This is a genomic window from Parasulfitobacter algicola, from assembly GCF_013315265.1.
Classification (GTDB): domain Bacteria; phylum Pseudomonadota; class Alphaproteobacteria; order Rhodobacterales; family Rhodobacteraceae; genus Parasulfitobacter; species Parasulfitobacter algicola.
In genome coordinates, this window is the sequence record NZ_JABUFE010000001.1 from 685,329 (window position 1) to 705,203 (window position 19,875).

At 52.0% G+C, this 19,875-nt stretch carries 21 protein-coding genes; 13 read left to right on the forward strand and 8 right to left on the reverse strand.

The window, feature by feature from the left end:
* The first annotated feature begins 128 nt into the window (after positions 1 to 128).
* The 3 genes from HRQ87_RS03355 to HRQ87_RS03365 all read left to right on the forward strand — a co-directional run bounded on the left by HRQ87_RS03355 (position 129) and on the right by HRQ87_RS03365 (position 4,513).
* Positions 129 to 1,781: an electron transfer flavoprotein-ubiquinone oxidoreductase gene (locus tag HRQ87_RS03355; protein ID WP_174135183.1), complete on the forward strand. Its 1,653-nt coding sequence runs from the start codon at positions 129 to 131 to the stop codon at positions 1,779 to 1,781.
* Positions 1,782 to 1,875: 94 nt separating this feature from the next.
* Positions 1,876 to 3,576 carry a tetratricopeptide repeat protein gene (locus HRQ87_RS03360; RefSeq protein ID WP_343035126.1) on the forward strand — a complete coding sequence of 567 codons (1,701 nt, stop codon included), beginning with the start codon at positions 1,876 to 1,878 and terminating at the stop codon, positions 3,574 to 3,576.
* 22 nt (positions 3,577 to 3,598) lie between these two features.
* Positions 3,599 to 4,513, forward strand: a complete 915-nt coding sequence (locus HRQ87_RS03365; RefSeq protein ID WP_174135185.1) for a 4-(cytidine 5'-diphospho)-2-C-methyl-D-erythritol kinase — start codon at positions 3,599 to 3,601, stop codon at positions 4,511 to 4,513.
* Here the strand turns inward: HRQ87_RS03365 and HRQ87_RS03370 are convergent.
* Positions 4,506 to 5,507 (reverse strand): polyprenyl synthetase family protein, encoded by a 1,002-nt coding sequence (locus HRQ87_RS03370; protein WP_174135187.1) that lies wholly within the window; start codon positions 5,505 to 5,507, stop codon positions 4,506 to 4,508. The two genes, HRQ87_RS03365 and HRQ87_RS03370, sit on opposite strands and share 8 nt — an antisense overlap.
* A 56-nt stretch (positions 5,508 to 5,563) precedes the next feature.
* On the opposite strand from HRQ87_RS03370, the gene HRQ87_RS03375 reads away from it, so the two are divergent.
* From HRQ87_RS03375 to HRQ87_RS03385, 3 genes are all read left to right on the forward strand, one after another.
* Positions 5,564 to 5,779, forward strand: coding sequence for a putative signal transducing protein (locus HRQ87_RS03375; protein WP_174135189.1), 216 nt, complete (start codon positions 5,564 to 5,566; stop codon positions 5,777 to 5,779).
* Positions 5,776 to 6,522: a tRNA1(Val) (adenine(37)-N6)-methyltransferase gene (locus HRQ87_RS03380; protein WP_174135191.1), complete on the forward strand. Its 747-nt coding sequence runs from the start codon at positions 5,776 to 5,778 to the stop codon at positions 6,520 to 6,522. The genes HRQ87_RS03375 and HRQ87_RS03380 overlap by 4 nt, the downstream gene beginning before the upstream one ends.
* 120 nt (positions 6,523 to 6,642) lie before the next feature.
* A complete protein-coding gene (locus HRQ87_RS03385) occupies positions 6,643 to 6,810 on the forward strand; it encodes a YdcH family protein (RefSeq protein WP_174135192.1) in 168 nt (55 codons plus the stop codon).
* Here the strand turns inward: HRQ87_RS03385 and yddG are convergent.
* The 5 genes from yddG to HRQ87_RS03410 all read right to left on the reverse strand — a co-directional run bounded on the left by yddG (position 6,807) and on the right by HRQ87_RS03410 (position 11,853).
* Entirely contained in the window at positions 6,807 to 7,673 is an 867-nt protein-coding gene (yddG, locus tag HRQ87_RS03390; RefSeq protein WP_174135194.1) for an aromatic amino acid exporter YddG, read from the reverse strand. The two genes, HRQ87_RS03385 and yddG, sit on opposite strands and share 4 nt — an antisense overlap.
* Positions 7,670 to 8,614, reverse strand: a complete 945-nt coding sequence (locus tag HRQ87_RS03395; RefSeq protein ID WP_174135195.1) for a transcriptional regulator GcvA — start codon at positions 8,612 to 8,614, stop codon at positions 7,670 to 7,672. Before HRQ87_RS03395 ends, yddG begins: the two co-directional genes overlap by 4 nt.
* Positions 8,615 to 8,895: 281 nt before the next feature.
* Positions 8,896 to 9,621 carry an acetoacetyl-CoA reductase gene (gene phbB, locus HRQ87_RS03400; protein WP_174135197.1) on the reverse strand — a complete coding sequence of 242 codons (726 nt, stop codon included), beginning with the start codon at positions 9,619 to 9,621 and terminating at the stop codon, positions 8,896 to 8,898.
* A gap of 73 nt (positions 9,622 to 9,694) precedes the next feature.
* A complete protein-coding gene (locus tag HRQ87_RS03405) occupies positions 9,695 to 10,867 on the reverse strand; it encodes an acetyl-CoA C-acetyltransferase (protein WP_174135199.1) in 1,173 nt (390 codons plus the stop codon).
* Between the two features lie 149 nt (positions 10,868 to 11,016).
* Entirely contained in the window at positions 11,017 to 11,853 is an 837-nt protein-coding gene (locus tag HRQ87_RS03410; protein WP_174135200.1) for an EAL domain-containing protein, read from the reverse strand.
* A 98-nt stretch (positions 11,854 to 11,951) separates the two neighbouring features.
* On the opposite strand from HRQ87_RS03410, the gene HRQ87_RS03415 reads away from it, so the two are divergent.
* A complete protein-coding gene (locus HRQ87_RS03415; RefSeq protein WP_174135202.1) occupies positions 11,952 to 12,530 on the forward strand; it encodes a DNA-3-methyladenine glycosylase I in 579 nt (192 codons plus the stop codon).
* Here HRQ87_RS03415 and HRQ87_RS03420 read toward each other — a convergent pair.
* On the reverse strand, positions 12,514 to 13,071 hold the full coding sequence (locus tag HRQ87_RS03420) for a TlpA family protein disulfide reductase (protein WP_174135204.1): 558 nt from the start codon (positions 13,069 to 13,071) through the stop codon (positions 12,514 to 12,516). The genes HRQ87_RS03415 and HRQ87_RS03420 overlap by 17 nt on opposite strands.
* Positions 13,072 to 13,092: 21 nt before the next feature.
* Between HRQ87_RS03420 and argH the strand changes: the two genes are divergently transcribed.
* Genes argH through HRQ87_RS03450 form a run of 6 tightly spaced genes read left to right on the forward strand, consistent with a single transcriptional unit; the run spans position 13,093 to position 18,960 of the window.
* Positions 13,093 to 14,481 (forward strand): argininosuccinate lyase, encoded by a 1,389-nt coding sequence (argH, locus tag HRQ87_RS03425; protein WP_174135206.1) that lies wholly within the window; start codon positions 13,093 to 13,095, stop codon positions 14,479 to 14,481.
* The gene (locus HRQ87_RS03430; RefSeq protein ID WP_174135207.1) at positions 14,478 to 14,675 is read left to right on the forward strand and encodes a hypothetical protein; all 198 of its coding nucleotides are present in this window, start codon (positions 14,478 to 14,480) and stop codon (positions 14,673 to 14,675) included. Before argH ends, HRQ87_RS03430 begins: the two co-directional genes overlap by 4 nt.
* Positions 14,672 to 14,791 (forward strand): argininosuccinate lyase, encoded by a 120-nt coding sequence (locus HRQ87_RS03435; RefSeq protein WP_174135209.1) that lies wholly within the window; start codon positions 14,672 to 14,674, stop codon positions 14,789 to 14,791. Before HRQ87_RS03430 ends, HRQ87_RS03435 begins: the two co-directional genes overlap by 4 nt.
* Positions 14,791 to 15,108, forward strand: coding sequence for a DUF2834 domain-containing protein (locus tag HRQ87_RS03440; RefSeq protein ID WP_174135210.1), 318 nt, complete (start codon positions 14,791 to 14,793; stop codon positions 15,106 to 15,108). The genes HRQ87_RS03435 and HRQ87_RS03440 overlap by 1 nt, the downstream gene beginning before the upstream one ends.
* A complete protein-coding gene (lysA, locus tag HRQ87_RS03445; protein WP_174135212.1) occupies positions 15,108 to 16,373 on the forward strand; it encodes a diaminopimelate decarboxylase in 1,266 nt (421 codons plus the stop codon). The genes HRQ87_RS03440 and lysA overlap by 1 nt, the downstream gene beginning before the upstream one ends.
* Positions 16,374 to 16,407: 34 nt before the next feature.
* Complete coding sequence (locus HRQ87_RS03450) at positions 16,408 to 18,960, forward strand: TIGR02302 family protein (RefSeq protein ID WP_174135213.1); 2,553 nt, start codon at positions 16,408 to 16,410, stop codon at positions 18,958 to 18,960.
* A gap of 17 nt (positions 18,961 to 18,977) precedes the next feature.
* Here the strand turns inward: HRQ87_RS03450 and HRQ87_RS03455 are convergent, their stop codons facing one another.
* Positions 18,978 to 19,739, reverse strand: a complete 762-nt coding sequence (locus tag HRQ87_RS03455; protein WP_174135215.1) for a zinc-ribbon domain-containing protein — start codon at positions 19,737 to 19,739, stop codon at positions 18,978 to 18,980.
* Positions 19,740 to 19,875 lie beyond the last annotated feature (136 nt).

Sequence of the window (19,875 nt, forward strand, 5' to 3'; positions counted from 1 at the left end):
TATCTATAAATCGCTGCCACCTGCCCATTTGCATCCATATAACGCTGTGTCACAATTGACCGTGGGAAAGTCTTCAAGATACGACTTTGCGAAGACCTGGACCAGCTACGCCCAAGAGGAGAGCCAAAATGGCCGATATCGAACGCGAAACCATGGAATATGATGTTGTAATCGTCGGCGCAGGGCCTGCGGGTCTATCGGCTTCGATCAAGCTGAAGCAGCTGGATGACAGTCTGGACGTGGTGGTGTTGGAAAAAGGGTCCGAGGTTGGCGCGCATATCCTGTCGGGTGCGGTCCTGGACCCGTGTGGATTGGATGCTTTGATCCCGGATTGGAAAGAAAAAGGCGCCCCGATCACTGTTCCGGTCAAAAAAGACAATTTCTATATGCTGGGCGAAGCGGGTCATATGCGTATCCCGAATATCGTGATGCCACCACTGATGAACAACCACGGTAATTATATTGTCAGCATGGGCAACGTCTGTCGTTGGATGGCCGAACAGGCCGAGGCTTTGGGCGTCGAAATTTTCCCCGGTATGGCATGTTCCGAAGTGGTCTATGCCGAGGACGGCAGCGTCAAGGGCGTTGTGGCCGGTGAGTTTGGCCTGAACGCCGATGGCACGCCGTCTGACGGCTATGAGCCGGGGATGGAGCTGCACGGCAAATATGTCTTCCTGTCCGAAGGCGTGCGCGGGTCGCTGTCCAAAGAGGTGATGGTCAAGTTCGATCTGGCCAAGGATTCAGATCCACAGAAGTTCGGTCTGGGGATGAAAGAGATTTGGGAAATCGACCCCGAAAAGCACAGCGAAGGCACTGTGACCCACACGATGGGTTGGCCTTTGGGCGGCAACGCCGGTGGTGGGTCGTTTATCTATCATCTGGATAATAATCAGGTCTATGTGGGTTTTGTGGTGCACCTGAACTATCAAAATCCGCACCTGTTTCCATATATGGAATTCCAGCGGTTTAAACATCATCCGATGGTGGCCGAACTGCTGAAGGGCGGCAAGCGCGTGGCCTATGGTGCGCGCGCGATTTCCGAGGGCGGCTGGCAGTCGATCCCGCAGGTCGCGTTTCCCGGTGGGGCGCTGTTGGGTTGTTCTGCAGGTCTGGTCAATGTGCCGCGGATCAAGGGGAACCATAACGCGATGTTGTCGGGTATTGCCGCGGCCGAAGCTGCGCATGAGGCAATCAAGGCGGGCCGCGCCGGCGATACGCTTGAGGCCTATGAAACCAGCCTGCGCACCGGTCCGATTGCCAAGGACCTGAAACGCGTGCGCAACGTCAAGCCGCTGTGGTCGAAATTTGGCCTGATGGCTTCACTGACCTTGGGCGGCTTTGATATGTGGACGAACAACCTGTTCGGATTTTCGGTATTTGGCACGCTGAAACACGGCAAATCCGATGCCGAAGCCACAGGTCTGGCTGAAGACCACAAAGTGATCGACTATCCAAAGCCAGATGGCACGCTAAGTTTTGATCGCTTGACCAATGTCAGCTTTTCGATGACGAACCACGAAGAAAGCCAGCCGGCACACCTGAAACTGCTTGATCCGTCGATCCCGGTGAACATAAACCTGCCGAAATACGCAGGCCCCTCGGCACGTTATTGCCCGGCCGGTGTCTATGAGTTTGTCGAGGAAGAGGGCAAGGATACGCGCTTTGTCATCAACTTCCAAAACTGCGTGCACTGTAAAACTTGTGATATAAAAGACCCCAGTCAGAACATAAATTGGGCAACACCCCAGGGGGGCGACGGGCCAAATTACCCAAATATGTAAGATTGAAGACACATTGCCGCCTTTTTGGGTTGCAAGGATTGTTTGGAATAGAATCGCTGACTAGCTTAAATCCAAGCAGCCACAGGAGTCTTACGTGCCATTACGCCCTCTTCGCATTCTTACCGCGGCCACCGTTGGTCTGCTTTCATCAGTTCCCGTTATGGCGGACAGTCCGTCAGGTGCCTATCTTTCGGCCCGCCATGCGACGTTTCACAGTGATTATGAAAATGCGGCACGGTTTTATGTGCAGGCGCTTTTGCAAGATCCAGGAAATGCAGAGCTGCTTGAAAATGCCATGACAGCCTTTGTGAAACTGGGTCAAATGGACAAAGCCGCAACGCTTGCCTTGCAAATGCAAGAAGCTGGCATTCAAAGCCAAGTCGCGCATATCGTTCGTGCTGTTGATCAATCTGCAAAAGGTAATTTCAGTCAATTATCCGATGATATTGAAGCGGGTCGCAAAATTGGGCCGCTGATCGATGGTTTGATCATGGCTTGGGCCAAGATGGGCGATGGAAACGTGTCAGAGGCCATCGATGCCTTTGATAATATTGGTGGATCTGCAGGGTTAAGAAGTTTTGCATATTATCACAAGGCATTGGCTTTAGCCTCTGTTGGTGATTTTGAAGCATCCGAGGCGATTTTTTCCAGTGCTCAAGCGGGACCTTTGCACAAAACCCGTCGTGGCATTATGGCACATGCAGAAATTTTAAGCCATCTTGACAGAAATTCTGATGCAATCGCGATGCTGGATGATTTGTTTGGTGCGGATCTTTCCCCTGATCTGCAAGCGATTCATAATGAATTGTCAGCGGGCAGCATGTTGGATTTCACATACGTGACAACGCCCCGCGATGGTATGGCTGAGGTTTTCTTTACAATTGCCGCCGCATTGTCTGGTGACGCTGCAGAAGATTATACGTTGCTATACACACGTGCTGCTGAGCATCTGCGCCCTGATCATGTTGATGCGATATTGATGTCTGCGGATCTTTTGGAAAAACTGGATCGTTACAAGCTGGCAACAGCCACATATGATCGTGTCCCGCGAAATCACCCGTCATTCCATACGGCCGAATTGGGGCGTGCTGAATCTTTGCGCCGTGCGGGCAATCAGGATGCCGCGGTCGAGGTGTTGACACAATTGATTGAAAGCCACCCGCAAATACCAGACGTTCATGTGACGCTGGGGGATACATTGCGATTTATGAACCGTTATGAGGAAGCGATTGCAGCCTATGATCAGGCCGTTGATCTGACCAAAGAACCGCGCCGCGCCAACTGGTTTATGTATTACGCACGCGGCATCACAAATGAACGCCTGGATCAGTGGGATGCTGCCGAGGCTGACTTTCGCAAAGCGCTTGAGCTGAACCCAAAACAGCCACAGGTTCTGAATTATCTGGGATATTCCCTGGTCGAGCAGCAAATCAAGCTGGATGAAGCCTTGGGCATGATCGAACAAGCCGCTGCGGCGCGCCCCAATAGCGGATATATCATCGATAGCCTTGGCTGGGTTTTGTATAAACTTGGCCGTTTTGACGAGGCCGTCGTTCAGATGGAACGTGCTGCCGCACTAATGCCAACAGATGCCATTGTGAACGATCATCTTGGTGATGCATATTGGGCCGTTGGTCGCAAGACCGAAGCAGAGTTCCAGTGGAACCGTGCGTTGTCTTTTGATCCCGATCAGGAAGAAACAAAGCGCATTCGCCGGAAACTGGAAATTGGCCTGGACGCAGTGCTTGCAGAAGAAGGTGCTGATCCGTTACAACTAGCAAACGAACAGAACTGATCACACTACAACTGGTGGGCCTATGACAGATAAAAAGACGACCTCTGTCAAAGTTTTTGCGCCCGCCAAGATCAACCTGACGCTTCATATTACCGGCCAGCGGGACGACGGATATCATTTGATCGACAGCCTTGTGGCGTTCGCTTCGGTCGGCGATGTTGTAAAGATCGGGCCTGGTGAAGCTGTTTCCCTTAAGATCAATGGTGCCGAAGGTGATGGCCTGTCTGCGGATGCGGATAACCTGATCCTGAAGACGGCCGATATCTTTAAGACAGATCAAGGGGCATCCTTTACGCTTATCAAGAAATTGCCTGTTGCATCGGGAATTGGAGGCGGATCTGCGGATGCTGCCGCTGCTTTTCGCGGGCTGGTGCCGCTTTGGGCGGAACATGACGGCAAAGTACTAAGTGATGATCTGGTGGCCGAAACTGAAGCGCTTGCCAAACTTGGCGCTGATATTCCAATGTGCCTGTTTAGCGCGCCTTGCCGGGCGACTGGCATTGGTAACAAACTTCAGATGATCGAAACGTTCACGCCTGTGTCAGCGCTGTTGGTTAATCCCCGTGTGGCTGTATCAACGCAAGATGTATTCAAGTCGTTGAAACAAAAAGATAACGCTCCAATGCTCGACGCTTTGCCGCAATTTACACATGCTGCAGATTTGGCTGGCTGGCTAAAGGATCAACGCAATGATCTGGAAGCAGTTGCAAAAGAAATCGCGCCTGTGATTGATGATGTTCTGAATGCATTGAATGATACAGATGAATGTCTGATTGCGCGCATGTCTGGATCAGGCGCCACTTGTTTTGCGCTTTATCCCAACGGCGAAACATCTGATCAAGCCGCGAAGGTGATCAGGAAAGAATATCCAGATTGGTGGGTCAAATCCTGCATGTTGGGTGACCAATCAGCGCGATCAATGCCCAAAGTCAGTTAACGCGCGCCACCACATAATCGGCAAGATCAATCAGCATTTGGCGGATTTCGTGATCTGGTACGGATTGAAGCGCGGTTTTCGCCTTTTCCGACCAGGCCAAGGCATCATCCCGCGTGGCGGACAATGTATTGTACTTGTTCAAAAGCGCCAAAGCATGATCCAGATCACCATCGCGTTGATCACCCTTTTCGATCGTCCGAATCCAAAAGGCACGTTCCTTATCCGACGCCAATGCAACGGCTTTGATCACGGGTAATGTTAATTTACGTTCGCGAAAATCGTCACCGATATTTTTACCGGTCGCTGCGGTTTGGCCTTGATAATCAAGCAGATCGTCCACGATCTGAAATGCAATCCCAAGGGCATCGCCATAATCAAACAGGGCTTGTACCTGGACATGATCTATTTCGGCGATGACGCCGCCAACCTCCATCGCGGCGGAAAACAAGGCTGCGGTTTTGCCGCGAACCACTTGCAGATAAATCGCTTCGTCCGTTGCCAGATTTTGCGCGGCCGTCAGTTGCAGAACTTCCCCTTCGGCAATCGTGGCAGCGGCATTGGACAGAATGTCTAAAACCCGCAGATTACCGGTTTCGACCATCAATTGAAATGAGCGGGCGAACAGGTAATCGCCAACCAGAACGCTAGATTTGTTATCCCAAAGCAGATTGGCTGTTGGTCGCCCGCGTCGCTGACCGCTTTCATCCACAACATCATCATGCAACAGGGTTGCGGTGTGAATAAATTCAACTGCTGCGGCCAGATTCAGATGATAATCCCCATCATAGCCGCACATCTTTGCGCTGGCCAAGGTCAGCATTGGCCGCAGACGCTTGCCACCTGCTTCGACTAGATGGGCCGTTACTTCGGGGATACGCGGGGCGTGCTTTGATGCCATACGATCGCGGATCAGATCATTGACCCGGCCCATTTCCGTTTCAAGGGCAGCGTTTAACTGTTCATGGGGTTTGACAGCGGCTTGATCCAGGCTCATCACGTATCCGTTCACTTGGGTCGACAATCCGGGTTTATTGCCCTTATGTCACAAGGATGAAAGAGCTTCTTCGCACCAACGACCCGACAATCATCGCGTTTGCCAAAGCGCTCCTTGAAGGTGAGGGTATAGACTGCTTTGAAATGGACGTAAATATGAGCGTCCTTGAAGGATCCATAGGCATAATGCCGCGGCGATTAATGGTAAGATCAAAGGATCATTGGATGGCGGTGCGGGCCATGACGGACAATGATATCCATACGTCAGAATGACCAATCTGACGCAAGATGCATTTTTAGGGGGCAAGCTTTCGGTCTGGCAGCCGGCTAATGGTTATCGTGCCGGTGTTGACCCGGTTTTGCTGGCAGCCAGCGTTCCCGCGAAAGCTGGCGATACAGTACTTGAACTTGGGTGCGGGGTTGGGGTTGCGGCTATTTGTCTTGCCACGCGTATTGCGGGATTAAAAATAACAGGCGTCGAATTGCAGGTTGATTATGCTGATCTGGCCCGCCGCAACGCTGCTGAAAACAATGTTGATCTGACGGTTGTCGAAAGTGATCTGGCGTCGATGCCTACCGATTTGCGCAATCAAAGCTTTGATCATGTGATCGCCAATCCGCCTTATTATAAAGATGGCACAAAATCCGATAACGCGGGGCGTGATATTGCGCGGTCTGGCGATACATCGCTGCATGTCTGGGTCGATATTGCGATAAAGCGGCTGAAGCCGAAGGGCCACATGACATTCATTCAACGGGCCGAAAGATTGCCCGACCTCATGGCGGCCTGTGATACACGTTTGGGTGCTGTTACGATTTTACCTATCGCGGCCCGTTCTGGACGGCCAGCGAAACTTGTTATTGTTCAGTCACAAAAGGCGTCACGCGCGCCTGCGCAATTGCTTGCCCCGTTGATTCTGCATGATGGCGATAAACATGATGGCGATCGTGAAAGTTATAGATCTGAAATTCGCGCGGTGCTGCGAGATGCGGCACCATTGTTGATGCAGCGTTAGTGCGCCGTCAACATCACATAATTTAGTAAAATCTTTTTGATAATTATGCACCTGCGGCGTGACACGTACCTATATCTATGGTGCACTACCAATGTTCATATAACTGAGAGGAGAATGCCGATGGCCCTGACATCCCATATTGAGGAACTCAGGAAGAAACACCAACATCTCTCAACCGAGGTTGAACAGGCCCAACGAAGTCCGGGTGTTGACCAGCTGACGATTGCCTCGCTGAAGAAACAGAAACTTCAGTTGAAAGAGCAGATCGAACGCCTTTCGGCCAACTAAGACTGCCAAGCGCTGGCCTTAGCTGCCAGCGCCGCACCTGCGGTGATCAGCAAGGCCGCCAATACAAGTGTCACACTTGCAGTTGCAAACCCAGCCAAAACCAAAACCAAAGTTGATAAAAGCGGTGCGGCATAAGACGCAGTGCCAAGCAATTGTATGTCGCCCTTTTTGACACCGATATCCCAGACATAAAATGCGAACCCGACGGGGCCAAGCCCCAACAGGATTGTTGATACCCACCCAATCTGATCGGTTGGCCAGACTGTCGTTTCAATGACCATATGCGCGGCAGCTGACAAGACAGCGGTCAAAATACAAAACACAGCCACGCTCGATGTCGGGATTGCGCCAAGTCTTCGTGATAAAACGGAATATCCCGCCCATGTGATTGCACATAAAAAGGCCAGCCCAAGCCCCGGTAATGCGTCACTGTCAAACCCGTCAGCCCCACGCAGAACAATCAAAGCCGCCCCCGCAAAGCCGATAAGCGCCCCGATGACATGGCCGGATTTCAGATGTTCACCAGGTAAAAAACCTGAAAAAAGAACGATAAGTAAAGGCCATAGATAGGCAATCAACCCAGCCTCGGCAGCAGGGGCCATGCGCAAGGCTGAAAAGTACAGGAAATGATATCCAAAAAGACCAGCTGTCCCAAAAACATAAACGCGTATTGGAACATGCCTTAACGTATTGATTTCTTTAGTGACTATCAGCCAAGTAACACCAATTGTGCCGCCTATTGCAAAACAGATTGCATTCAGCTGCAGCGGCGGTACGGGTTCTGAACCTTTGGTGAAAAGGGCAAGTAACGACCACAAAAGAACGGCGATAAACCCGATCATCGTCGCTTTGTGTTTGGTCATCCTTGGATATCCTCGGACGCAATGAAATTGCGACCTTCTTCAAAACTGCGGGTTTTTTCAGCCTCTTTCATTATCCAAACCAAGAAAGCTTTGATCTGTGGGCGTGTTTCGGCTCCCTTTGGACAAATGAACCGAAAATGGGCTTTTGTGGTTAAGGCGGTTGCAAAGGGCGCAACTAGACGGCCATCGTACAGCTCTTTATGCGACAACGATATGCGTGCTAGCACCGCACCTGTGCCAGTCAGCGCCGCATCAATCGCATGGTCTGCTTGGCTAAAGCGGGGACCATGGCTGCTATCCACATTCACATCTACAGCCTTGAACCACGCCGCCCAGTCACAACTAGGTTTCAAAAACCGAATACTGTCATCATGCAACAAAGTGATTTCAGCCAGATCCAATGGCGTCTTGACCTGTTTTGCCAGTTCGGGCGTCATCACTGGCGTCATCCATTCGTCAGCCAATCTTTGCGAAAATAAACCGTCATCCGGTCCATAGCCAAAGCGAATGGCAACGTCGATTTCGTCACGTGTAAAATCCATAATCCGCAGGCTGGCCGACAGGCGCAATTCAATTTCGGGGTGGTCTTGCGCAAAATCATACAGTCTTGGGGCTAGCCATTTTGCGGTAAAAGCAGGCCCGGCGGTAACCGTCAGGGTGGTATTATCTTGCAGACGCCTTGTGTTGCGCCATGCGGTGGTCAGTGTCGCAAATCCATCCGCGGCACCCGGTGCAAGCGTACGCCCGGCTTCAGTCAGTTCAACGGCGCGATTCAGGCGGCGAAAAACGGGCTGCCCCAAGTGTTCTTCAAGCGATTTGATTTGAAAGCTTAACGCGGCAGGGGTGATGTTTAATTCAGCGGCAGCCTTTGCAAAAGACATATGGCGCGCGGCAGCATCAAAGGCACGAAGGGCGGTTAATGGGGGCAGTCGATCCGTCATTTCACATAAGTATAACTTAACTCATGCTTTGAAAAGTCTCGTTTGTCAGTTCATTCAAAAAATAACATATTGGGTACAGTTAAGAATTACTGATCCAGAGGATACCGACATGATAGAAAATGCAACAGACACCCGCACACATAATGCAATCAAAGCCGCCCATGATCTGCGTGGTCAAATGGTGGCCAACGCCTGGGCTTGGCTATTTGGACGACCTTCCCGCTGATCGTTGCAAGTCAAACGGAAGTAAAAGGGCCGGTCTAGATGCCGGCCCTTTTCATTTATACAAAAAACTGTGCGCCATTGGCTGTGATCGTTGATCCGGTAATGAACCCTGCATCGTCCGAAGCTAAAAAGACTACGCAGCGCGCGATTTCCTCGGGTTCACCCAGACGACCCACGGGTATCTGTGGAATAATCTTTTCGTTCAGCACTTTTTCGTCGATGGCTTTTACCATTTCGGTCGCAATATAGCCGGGACAAATGGCGTTAACCGTAATTCCGGCCCGCGCCCCCTCTTGTGACAACGCTTTGGTAAAGCCAAGATCACCTGCTTTCGCAGCAGAATAATTGACCTGACCTGCCTGACCTTTTTGTCCGTTGATCGAGCTGATGTTGATCACGCGGCCAAATTTACGATCCCGCATACCGGGCCAAATCGGATGGGTCATGTTGAAAACACCGGACAGATTGGTGTCGATCACCTCTTTCCACTGTTGCGGCGTCATACGATGGAACATCGCATCGCGGGTAATCCCGGCGTTATTAACCAGAACGTCAACTGGGCCATTGTCTTCTTCCACTTTAGCGATGCCAGCAGCACAGGCATCATAATCACCAACGTCCCATTTATATGTTTTAATTCCAGTAGCTTCTGTAAAAGCTGCCGCCTTTTCATCATTCCCGGCATAGGTTGCGGCAACAGTATAGCCTGCATCCTTCAGCGCTTTGGAAATCGCCTCGCCAATTCCGCGTGAACCGCCGGTCACAAGTGCAACACGTCCCATATCTCTCCTCCGTTTTTGGGTTATTTCTTATCTCAGCGGCGACGCCTCCCGCGCCGCCGCTGATCTGGATCAGTTAGCGTTCAACGCAAAGCGCCACGCCCATACCGCCGCCAATACAAAGCGTGGCCAGACCTTTTTTCGCATCGCGCCGCTGCATTTCGAACAAAAGCGTATTCAGCACGCGGCATCCCGAGGCCCCGATGGGGTGGCCGATTGCAATGGCGCCGCCGTTCACATTCACAATGGCTGGATCCCAACCCATGTCTTTGTTCACAGCACAGGCCTGGGCGGCAAAGGCTTCGTTGGCTTCGACCAGATCAAGATCACCGACTGACCAGCCCGCTTTTTCAAGCGCCTTGCGCGATGCATGGATAGGGCCAACGCCCATAATTGCGGGATCCAGACCCGCAGTGGCATAGCTTGCGATGCGTGCCAGCGGTTCGATACCGCGTTTTTCAGCTTCCTCGACGCTCATCAACAATGTTGCTGCAGCCCCATCGTTCAAACCCGAAGCATTGGCGGCCGTGACCGATCCATCCTTTACAAAAGCCGGACGCAGTTTTTGCATCGCCTCCATGGTTGCCCCGTGGCGGATGTATTCGTCTTTATCGATAACAATATCACCCTTACGATTTTTGACGGTAAAGGCGATGACTTCATCATCAAACTTGCCCGCCTTTTGCGCGGCCTCAGCCTTGTTTTGTGAAGCGACGGCGAATTCATCCTGCTGATCACGGCTGATTTGCCATTTTTCGGCAACATTTTCAGCAGTTTGCCCCATATGATAGCCGTTGAAAGCATCCCAAAGGCCATCGCGGATCATCGTGTCGATATAGCTGACATCACCCATTTTATGACCCGCACGCAAGTGGGCGGCATGGGGTGAAAGTGTCATGTTTTCTTGACCGCCTGCTGCCACAATAGAGGCGTCACCCAACTGAATGTGCTGGGCGCCAAGTGCCACAGCGCGCAGGCCGGATCCGCAAACCTGATTGATGCCCCATGCCGCAGATTCGATGGGAAGACCCGCATTGATATGAGCTTGGCGCGCGGGGTTCTGGCCTTGTGCGGCTGTCAGAACCTGCCCCAGAATAGTTTCTGACACCTCTGATTTGTCGATCCCGGCGCGGTCGACTACGGCTTCCAGAACTGCGGCACCCAGATCATGCGCCGGTGTATTGGCAAAACTTCCACCGAAACTACCGACTGCGGTCCGTGCTGCTGATGCAATAACAACGTTTGTCATAGGTGATTCCCTCTTCTATTCATCCAGTTCAGACGAAGAGAGCATCACATGAAAAGCGCCCCTTGACCCCCGCCGCTTAACGCAGAGGTAAGCTGTTGGCAGAGTAAGAGCAATAGGCAGAACGTGTTGTAGACGGTGGTATTTACAGGTTAAGCACGCTGTTTTATTTTGCCATCTTGCCGCCAGACCGGTGATGTTGTTGGCGCGCCCAGATGATAGCCTTGTACACAATCGATACCAGCTTGTCGTAAAAACGCAGCATCACGCGGTCCTTCAACGCTTTCGGCAACTGTGAACATTTCAAACTGCCTGCCAATGGAAATCAACGCACGCACCAAAACCTGGTTGTCCGGGTTTGCGTGGATGCCGCGAATAAACTGGCCATCGATTTTCAGAATATCAAAGAAAAATTCGTTCAGATAACGAAAGGCTGTATATCCGGCCCCAAAATCGTCCAGCGCAAAACAAACGCCTTTTTGTTGCAATTCGTCCATGAAGCTGATGACGACTTCCGGCATCATCATGGCGGATGCTTCGGTGATTTCCAAAATCAAACGTTCTGCGATGGTTTCATCTTCGCGCAGACCGTTTTCAAGGGTTCGCATCCAGCGCATGTAACCGATTGATCGCGCCGACATATTGATAGACAGGCGAATGCTGGGTTCAGCCAGTAGCGCGTTCAACCCCATTTCAAGCGCCAGACAATCAATCATGCGGCCCAATTCATGGGTTTCCACAAGGGGCATGAATTCCCCCGCAGGGATCGTACGACCGGTTGAGTCCAATACGCGAATTAGCCCTTCGTAAAAGGCAATCTGGCCCGGGTCATTGGCTAATACGACAGGTTGATAAGCCAACATCGCCTCTTTATGCTGAAGCGCATTCTTAACCATATGCAAAGTTGCATTGTCGCGTTGCCCAAGTGCAAAATCCAATGGGCTTTGCGCTGCATCCATAGATTTACCAGGCTTATTTTTATTCGACATAACGCGGCACCCCTTGCACCAATCTGCACAAACATTCATGCCTTGGATGTTCTAAAATGCCGTAAACATATACAATTTGAACGAAAAAGGACTGCGTGATGGGTGAACGTTGTGGCTGGGTGGGTAAAGAAGAGATTTATATCGATTATCATGACACCGAATGGGGTTTGCCCGAATGGGACAGTCGCGCGCTTTGGGAAAAACTGGTTCTTGATGGATTTCAGGCGGGGTTGTCGTGGATCACGATCTTGAAAAAACGCGATAATTTCAGGGAAGCTTTTGCTGATTTCGATCCCAACATCATAGCGACATGGGGCGAACCTGAAGTTGAAAAGCTGTTGCAAAACAAAGGTATTATTCGCCATCGTGGCAAAATCGAAGCCACGATCACCAATGCCCGCGTTTGGCAGAAAATTGAACAGCGCGAAGGCTTTGATACGTATCTTTGGAATTACATGGGCGGTGCGCCGTTGCAAAACGCATGGAAAACGCTTGCTGATGTGCCAGCACAGACCGAATTATCGCAGAAAATCTCAAAGGATATTAAGAAAGAAGGCTTTAAGTTCTGTGGTCCAACAATTGTTTATGCTTTCATGCAGGCGGTGGGTATGGTGAACGATCATGTCACCCATTGCCCACGTCACGCTGATGTCGCAAAACTTAATATCCGCGATTAAGCAGTGCTGCAATAATTGCTTTGGCGCTGTTGCTGTTCCAGTCGGCATCGCCGCGCATTCGGGCAATTTCTTGACCGTTGGGGTCTAGAATCACCGTGATTGGCAACCCCAAAACGGCCATGTCGCGGGCAACGGCTTGTTTGGGGTCACGATATTCAGGCAGGTTGTTTACCCCGATTTCGCCAAAAAACTTGGAAATACCCATCGGTGAATTTCGTCCCGTCGCAAGTGTGACCACGGCAAAGTCATCGCCACCGAATTCTGTTTGCAACTCGGACAGCATCGGCATTTCTTTACGACATGGGGCGCACCATGTAGCCCAGAAATTCAGAACTACGTATTTCCCCTGATAGTCGGCCAGCGTCTTTTCACCACCGTCCTTTGTCACAAAACCCGTCGTTGATACATCAGCCGGGGCAGAGTGGAACATCAACTTTTTCATCGTGCCTTCGCGCAGGGCTTCCAATTCAGCATCTGCAAACGCGGTGTTTGCACCGAACAAAAGGGCCGTATAGACAAGCGCTGACGTAATAAATTTCATTTTCCCTCCGAAGGGCTGACGATGACAAAAACCTCAAACCAGATGTGGGGCGGACGCTTTGCCGCCGGGCCGGATGCGATCATGGAGGCAATTAATGCCTCGATCGATTTCGACAAGCGGTTGGCGCGCCAGGATATTGACGGCTCAAGGGCCCATGCCGCCATGCTGGCGGCCTGTGGCATCATCAGTGATAGTGATGCAGATGCGATCCGGAAAGGCCTTCTCACGGTCTTGTCAGAGATTGAAACAGGGAAATTCGAATTTTCCAAAGCGCTGGAAGATATCCACATGAATGTCGAGGCGCGGCTAAAAGAGATCATTGGCGAACCCGCGGGGCGTTTGCACACGGGCCGCAGTCGGAATGATCAGGTGGCGGCAGATTTTCGGCTTTGGGTTCGCGATCAGATTGATGCGGTAGACGCAGCGCTCGTCGCACTCTGCCGAGCGCTTCTTGCGCAGGCCGAAAGTGGCGCCGATTGGGTGATGCCGGGGTTTACACATCTGCAGACCGCGCAACCTGTAACTTGGGGCCATCATATGCTGGCCTATGTTGAGATGTTCGGGCGCGACCTGTCGCGCTTCCGCGATGCGCGTGAACGGATGAACGAAAGCCCTTTGGGGGCGGCAGCGCTTGCCGGCACGTCTTTTCCGATTGATCGCAATATGACAGCCGACGCCCTTGGTTTCGACAGACCTGCCGCCAATTCGCTGGACGCTGTCAGTGATCGTGATTTTGCGCTGGAATTTCTTAGCTGCGCCAGTATTTGCGCGATGCATCTGTCCCGCATGGCAGAAGAGCTGGTGATCTGGTCTTCGGCCCAGTTCCGTTTTGTCACTTTGTCAGACCGGTTTTCCACTGGCAGCTCGATCATGCCGCAGAAGAAAAACCCTGACGCGGCCGAGCTGATCCGCGCCAAGATCGGGCGTATCTTCGGGGCCAATGTCGCGCTGATGATGGTGATGAAGGGGCTTCCGTTGACCTATTCCAAAGATATGCAGGAAGATAAAGAACAGACCTTTGATGCCGCGGATAACCTGATGCTGGCCTTGGCCGCGATGGAAGGGATGGTAAAGGATATGCAGGCCAATCGCGAAAGCCTTGAGGCGGCCGCCAGCAGCGGATTTTCCACCGCCACTGATCTGGCCGACTGGCTGGTGCGTGAATTGGGGCTGCCATTTCGGGATGCGCATCATATCACAGGATCTTTGGTGGCTTTGGCCGAAGAAAAAAACTGTGATCTGCCGGATTTGACACTTGAAGATATGCAATCTGTTCACGATGGTATCCGACAGGATGTCTTTGATGTATTGGGCGTGCATAATTCGGTTGCGTCACGCACAAGTTACGGTGGCACAGCCCCGGCACAGGTGCGCGAACAAATTGTGCGTTGGAAAGGAATACTGGCATGAAACGACTGATGCTTCTGGCTTTCATAACTGTTTCTGCCTGCGGGGTGGACGGCGAACCGACACGCCCCACATTTGATGCAGGTGTCTGGACGAACGGCGATAAAGTGCGATCTGGTGCTGCTGTTGGTGTCGAAAAAGGCCCCGTAAACGTAAAAATAGGAACATTCGGTACAGGCGTGGGGATAAGTTTGTGAGAGCATTGATTTTGATTGTTGTACTTGCTGGATGTGGCCCGTCTCAGCAGCCCAAGACTGAACCCGGCATTACGGTCAGTGGCAGTGCCGAAGTCGGTGTGGTGGGATCTAACTGATGTCACCTTTACGCATGTTATATCTGGTGCTGGCCATCTGGGGCACCATCCATCCAATGTATTATTTCATGAGCTGGTTTCTGGCAAATGGCTTCAGCCTGTCGGCGATGGTTGATGCATGGCATGTGAATGCGGCCAGCAGCGGCTTGGTTTGGGATCTAACGATTGCAGCTATCGCCCTGACGGTCTTTGTTATTGCCGAAGTATCCGTCCGCAAAAACTGGATTGCATTGGTCGCTATTCCGGCTACCTTCTGTATCGGGGTCAGCTGCGGTTTGCCGCTGTATTTGTTCCTGCGTTCGCGACCCGTTCGCTGATGGATCATTTTCTGTATCGTGACGGCACGCTGTTTGCCGAAGATGTGTCTGTAGCAGATATCGCAGCACAGGTGGGAACGCCGTTTTATTGCTATTCTTCCGCGACATTACTGCGGCACTTCAAACTGTTTGATGATGCATTGGAGGGAATGGATCATCTGGTCTGCTTTGCGATGAAATCTGCCAGCAATCAGGCCATCCTAAAGCTTCTGGCCAGTGCTGGTGCAGGTATGGATGTGGTGTCTGGCGGTGAATATGCACGGGCCAAAGCGGCCGGTGTGCCAGGCGACAAAATCGTCTTTTCGGGCATCGGTAAGACCCAAGATGAAATGCGCATGGCGCTTGAAGGTGGCATTCGTCAATTTAATGTCGAATCTGAACCTGAAATGCACGCACTAAGTGAGGTTGCCACAAGTCTGGGTGTGATTGCCCCTATCACTGTGCGCATCAACCCGGATGTGGATGCAAAAACGCACGAGAAAATCTCGACCGGGAAAAAGGGTGATAAGTTTGGCATCCCGATTTCGCGTGCTCGTGAAGTATATGCCCTGGCTGCAAAACTGTCAGGCCTTCAGGTTATCGGCATCGACGTGCATATCGGATCGCAATTGACCGAACTTGAGCCATTTGAGTTAGCCTATACCAAGGTCGCGGAACTAACAGAACAACTGCGCGCTGACGGTCACACCATCATGCGGCTTGATCTGGGTGGTGGGCTTGGCATTCCTTATACGCGCTCAAACGATGCGCCACCGCTGCCTACAGAATATGGCGCGTTGATCAAACGCACGGTCGGCCATCTGGGCTGTGAGATTGAGATTGAACCGGGGCGTCTGATTTCGGGTAATGCGGGGATTATGGTGACAAAAGTTATCTATCTGAAATCCGGCGAAGACCGCGACTTTCTGATTTTGGACGGCGCGATGAATGATCTGATCCGGCCTGCAATGTATGGGGCCTATCACGATATTATCCCGGTGATCGAACCGAAACCGGGTGTGGATCAATCGGCTTACGACATCGTTGGTCCGGTTTGCGAATCGGGCGATACGTTTGCAAAACAGCGGATGATGCCGCCGGTATTGGCGGGCGATCTGATCGCATTTCGGTCGGCGGGTGCTTATGGCGCTGTTATGTCCAGCGAATACAATTCACGGCCTCTGATTCCAGAAGTTTTGGTCCAGGATGATCAATTTGCAGTTATTCGCGCACGTCCGACCTTTGACGATATGATAAAACGCGATACCATACCTGTATGGCTATAACGCTATCCTGCGCTTTCTAGCCCCCGGAGACGTGATGTTAGACCAGTCTTTGCTTCCTAAATCCACGCGCCGTGCGGCGACGCTGACGCGCTTTGGTATCATTGCAGAACGCATAACCCATTCATTTTGGCCGTTCTGGACCGTTATGTTCGCGAGTTTGGCGTGTTTGATGATGGGGTGGCACGACGAGTTGCCATTGGAAGTCGTCTGGGGTGGTCTGGTCACATTTGTCGTCGCAGCCGCTTGGACATTTGTACGCGGTATTCGCCAATTCAGCTGGCCCACACTGCCCGAGGCGTTGGACCGTATTGATGCAACTATGGCCGGTCGGCCGATTTCCGCACTGAATGATACACAAGCCATCGGTGCTGGGGATATGGCATCAGAACAGGTCTGGCAGGCCCATTTGGTCCGCATGAAGGAACGCGCAAGTGCGGCGCGGCCCGTTGATCCAAACTTGGAAATTTCTGATCGTGATCCGTTTGCCTTGCGTTATGTCGCACTGATCGCTTTTGTCACAGCATTGCTGTTCGGATCGATCTATCGCGTCAGCAGCGTAAGCGGCATGACCCCAACGACCGAAGCATTGGCAGCGGGCGCAACATGGGAAGGCTGGGTTGAGCCGCCATTCTATACCGGCAAACCGACGCTTTATCTGAATGATATTCCGCCAGGGGGCCTTGAGGTCCCCGAAGGCAGCAGCATTACGTTGCGGTTTTACGGCGAGGTCGGCGCGCTTGAGTTACAGCAATCTGTCGCAAATCTACCAGCGCTTGCCGAAGATGAACCCCCTGCAATGGCGCATGATTTTGAGATTACGCAAAGCGGAATACTTGCAATCGCTGGCCAAAATGGCGCTGAATGGGCGGTCACCATATTGCCCGACGCAGCGCCAATTGTTTCGGTCACTGGGCCGGTCAAACGGCAACCCAGTGGTGAGATGCAACAACCGTTCATGGCCGAAGATGATTATGGCGTGATGTCGGGTACAGCAACGATTGCGCTGGATATCGCAAATATTGAACGGCGTCATGGTTTGCAGATTGACCCCGAAACGCGCGAGCCGATTGTCGTTGATTTGCCTATTACAATTTCGGGTGATCGCAGCAGTTTCGAAGAAACTTTGATCGAAGATTTCTCACAGCATCCTTTTGCGAACTTGCCAGTCACTTTGCAGCTTAATGTTCGCGATGAACAGGGTCAAATCGGACAGTCCGAGATTGCTGAAATCATTCTGCCTGGACGCCGGTTTTTTGATCCGATGGCTTCAGCCATTATCGAACAGCGTCGTGATTTATTGTGGACCCGCGAAAATGCGCCACGTGTGGCGCAGGTTTTGCGCGCCGTATCCTATAAACCCGATGAAGTGTTTGATTCCGAAACGGCCTATCTTCGTTTACGCGTCATCTTGCGTCGTCTGGAAACGATGACCGAATTTGGCTTGAAGACAGAACATCAAGAAGAAATTGCCGAAGCGATGTGGGATCTGGCCGTTCTTCTGGAAGAAGGCGATCTGTCGAATGCGGCCGAAAGATTGCGCCAGGCGCAGGAACGGCTTTCTGAGGCGATACAGAACGGTGCCAGTGACGAAGAAATTGCAGAACTGATGCAAGAGTTGCGCGATGCGACCCGCGATTATATGCGCCAATTGGCCCAGCAAAATCCGCAGAATGGCGATCAGCAATCTGCTGAAAATCAGAACACCGTCACGATCACTGAAGATCAATTACAGCAGATGATGGATCAGATCCAAGAGCTGATGGAACAAGGTCGCATGGCCGAAGCGCAAGAGCTTTTGGACCAACTGAACCAGATGATGGAAAATATGCAGACCGCACAGTCTCAACCCGGTCAAGGTGGCCCGGGGCAAGAGGCGATGGAAGGTCTGGCCGACAGTTTGCGCAGCCAGCAAGGGCTAAGCGACGAGGCATTCCGCGATCTTCAAGAACAATATAACCCGAATGCCGGTACGGGTGAAAATCAGCAAAATCAAGGCCGCAACGGTGGTCAGGGTCAAGGGCAGAACCACGAAGGCGGTAGCGAAGAGGGCGAAGGTCAGGGCCAATCTGGCGAACAAAGCGCCGAAGAAGGCTTGGCAGATCGCCAGCGAAATCTAAGCCGCGAACTAGAACGACAGCGTAATAATCTGCCAGGTGCTGGAACGGCCGAAGGTGATGCCGCCCGCGAGGCGCTGGATCGTGCAGGTCGCGCCATGAGTGAAGCAGAAGAAGCGTTGCGTAACAACGATCTTCCAGGTGCGATTGATAACCAGGCCGAAGCAATGGACGCCTTGCGCGAAGGCATGCGTAATCTGGGCAATGCCATGGCGCAGAACGAACAGCAGCAAAACAATCAAAATGGGCAAGGGGCACGCACGGGCGAGGCGCAACCACAGCGTCGTGACCCGCTGGGGCGCAGCCTTAATGAAAGTGGTCGAACTTCTGGTACGGAAGAAAACATGCTGCAGGGCGAAGATGTCTATCGCCGGGCGCAAAACCTGCTTGATGAAATCCGCAGACGGTCCAGCGAAACTGGTCGGTCTGAAATCGAACTGGAATATCTGCGCCGCTTGCTTGACCGGTTCTGATGCCGGTTAAGGCTGTTTTAAGATGTAGTTGAGGGTTGCAATGCACCGTCTATCCAAAGCCTGAATGCATCAACTGTTTCGGCATAGCCTGACAAGGGGCCAGATAGCGCCGGAACACCATTGGCGATCTGGGGCGCATATACATACGCGGCCAGTGCTAACACACCGATCAACATAACTGTCAGAAAACCGTTGCGAAAGCCGTTGTTTGGCTTGGCTGTTTGCGATGTTGAGGCGTCCGGATTTCCGATCAATGTAGAATTGATTGTTTCAACATTCGGAAGATCGCCGGGCTGGGTTGTTCCGGTTAACCCCGATGAAATGGCCGCCCCAAGAATAGGGGCGCCAACTGGTTTTGCATCGGCTGATTCCGCAACAAGCCCAAGATCTGTTTGTGTTTCTATAACATCAGGTTCTGCATCGCGTGCGCGCACTTCAAATTCAGCTTCTTCGCGCAGGACGCTGGCAATCTCATCTGGCAGTTCACGACGTTTGGGCGCGGGTCGGGCGCTTTCCGGCAATGGGCCTTCATCATCATCCTCATCACCGCCACCATCGGATTTCAGCTCTGGTTCAGACGCAACCTGTTCCGTTTCTTCGGCAAGCGCATCATCCGCGACTGTATCTACTTCATCATCGTCGTCTGCATGGGCCAGGGCATCCGGTCCTTGAAACCAAGTGTTCCCGCAGTTTGAACACTGCACATCCCGGCCTGCTTCGGGGATCACATCATCCGAAACTTCATACTGTGCTTTGCAATTTGGACATTTTAAACGCATGTTGTCCCCTGCTCTCGTTAAGGATACTGCACCTGATCGTGCTTTTGCGCTATGTTTAACGATGCTTAGCCGAAGAGCAATGCATTTAAGCACTGCAATGATTGATAAAGTCTTCAGTGTACGGCATGAACGCCAC

Excerpts from the sequence above, each read along its gene's own strand:
- HRQ87_RS03355 (WP_174135183.1), top strand. The coding sequence starts at position 129 with ATGGCCGATATCGAACGCGAAACCATGGAATATGATGTTGTAATCGTC.
- HRQ87_RS03365 (WP_174135185.1), top strand. The coding sequence starts at position 3,599 with ATGACAGATAAAAAGACGACCTCTGTCAAAGTTTTTGCGCCCGCCAAG.
- HRQ87_RS03370 (WP_174135187.1), bottom strand. The coding sequence starts at position 5,507 with ATGAGCCTGGATCAAGCCGCTGTCAAACCCCATGAACAGTTAAACGCT.
- HRQ87_RS03375 (WP_174135189.1), top strand. The coding sequence starts at position 5,564 with ATGAAAGAGCTTCTTCGCACCAACGACCCGACAATCATCGCGTTTGCC.
- HRQ87_RS03380 (WP_174135191.1), top strand. The coding sequence starts at position 5,776 with ATGACCAATCTGACGCAAGATGCATTTTTAGGGGGCAAGCTTTCGGTC.
- HRQ87_RS03385 (WP_174135192.1), top strand. The coding sequence starts at position 6,643 with ATGGCCCTGACATCCCATATTGAGGAACTCAGGAAGAAACACCAACAT.
- yddG (WP_174135194.1), bottom strand. The coding sequence starts at position 7,673 with ATGACCAAACACAAAGCGACGATGATCGGGTTTATCGCCGTTCTTTTG.
- HRQ87_RS03395 (WP_174135195.1), bottom strand. The coding sequence starts at position 8,614 with ATGACGGATCGACTGCCCCCATTAACCGCCCTTCGTGCCTTTGATGCT.
- phbB (WP_174135197.1), bottom strand. The coding sequence starts at position 9,621 with ATGGGACGTGTTGCACTTGTGACCGGCGGTTCACGCGGAATTGGCGAG.
- HRQ87_RS03405 (WP_174135199.1), bottom strand. The coding sequence starts at position 10,867 with ATGACAAACGTTGTTATTGCATCAGCAGCACGGACCGCAGTCGGTAGT.
- HRQ87_RS03410 (WP_174135200.1), bottom strand. The coding sequence starts at position 11,853 with ATGTCGAATAAAAATAAGCCTGGTAAATCTATGGATGCAGCGCAAAGC.
- HRQ87_RS03415 (WP_174135202.1), top strand. The coding sequence starts at position 11,952 with ATGGGTGAACGTTGTGGCTGGGTGGGTAAAGAAGAGATTTATATCGAT.
- HRQ87_RS03420 (WP_174135204.1), bottom strand. The coding sequence starts at position 13,071 with ATGAAATTTATTACGTCAGCGCTTGTCTATACGGCCCTTTTGTTCGGT.
- argH (WP_174135206.1), top strand. The coding sequence starts at position 13,093 with ATGACAAAAACCTCAAACCAGATGTGGGGCGGACGCTTTGCCGCCGGG.
- HRQ87_RS03430 (WP_174135207.1), top strand. The coding sequence starts at position 14,478 with ATGAAACGACTGATGCTTCTGGCTTTCATAACTGTTTCTGCCTGCGGG.
- HRQ87_RS03440 (WP_174135210.1), top strand. The coding sequence starts at position 14,791 with ATGTCACCTTTACGCATGTTATATCTGGTGCTGGCCATCTGGGGCACC.
- lysA (WP_174135212.1), top strand. The coding sequence starts at position 15,108 with ATGGATCATTTTCTGTATCGTGACGGCACGCTGTTTGCCGAAGATGTG.
- HRQ87_RS03450 (WP_174135213.1), top strand. The coding sequence starts at position 16,408 with ATGTTAGACCAGTCTTTGCTTCCTAAATCCACGCGCCGTGCGGCGACG.
- HRQ87_RS03455 (WP_174135215.1), bottom strand. The coding sequence starts at position 19,739 with ATGCGTTTAAAATGTCCAAATTGCAAAGCACAGTATGAAGTTTCGGAT.